This is a genomic window from Treponema sp. R80B11-R83G3 (assembly GCF_054786115.1).
Genome location: NZ_BDHF01000308.1, coordinates 1 through 875, shown reverse-complemented (window position 1 = coordinate 875; position 875 = coordinate 1). Strand labels below are relative to the sequence as shown.

Genomic DNA, 875 nt, shown 5'->3' with positions numbered 1-875 from the left:
TTATAAGGCACAGAAAGCAACAATTATTGTACAAATAAAGAATATTATTTCAACAATATTCTTTATAATTTCTATTATCATCATAATACATTTTCCCCCATTATAAAATAACTAAATTAATCCCAATCTCCTGACCATGTCCCACTTGGATCATTAAAAGATAAAATTACGCCAGGCCCGGTGTCATTCTCTCTACGAACATCACCGTTACTTCCAGAAGCATATATTGCATGTCCTCGATTATTTTGAACAACACCAGAAGCATTTTTCACAACATTACTCATACTATTTCCGTTTGTGTAGCCATAAATTGTTCCTCCTGATTTGATAAATTTACCACTATCTATTTCTACACCACCTCCAGTAGCAGTTGAGCCGTTATTAGAAACAATGTTACCAAATATTTCACCGCCATTCATTGTAAAAGTTCCGTTCCAAACATATACTCCTGCACCATAGGAAGAAGAGTTATTATTTGATATTTCACCACCATTCATAATGAAGGTTCCATTGGAGATATACACTCCACCTCCGCCACCTCCACCTGAACTGGTATTACTTGTGATAGACCCGCCATTCATAATAAATGTTGATGTACTATTGGTAACAATTACTCCACCGCCTTTATAGCCAGTGTAACTGTTTACATTGGTATTATTATTACCAGTAATTATTGAATTTGAGTTCATAATTAGAGTTCCACCAGTACTACCAACAGCACCAAGGTTTATAAGACTATAGGAATTGTCACTAATGCCTTGTAAAGTAATATTGTTGTCTAAAACTAATGAAACATTATTATAAATTGTAAACATCGAATTTCTACTAGAAAGGCTAATTGTTCGCATCTCTCCAATGCCCCTTAGTTTTATTAC

The 875-nt window shown here is 34.2% G+C and carries 1 pseudogene; it reads right to left on the bottom strand.

What is annotated here, in order from left to right:
• Positions 1 to 116: 116 nt before the first annotated feature.
• A pseudogene (locus tag ACYVRH_RS13515) lies at positions 117 to 875 on the bottom strand (hypothetical protein); the annotation flags it as partial.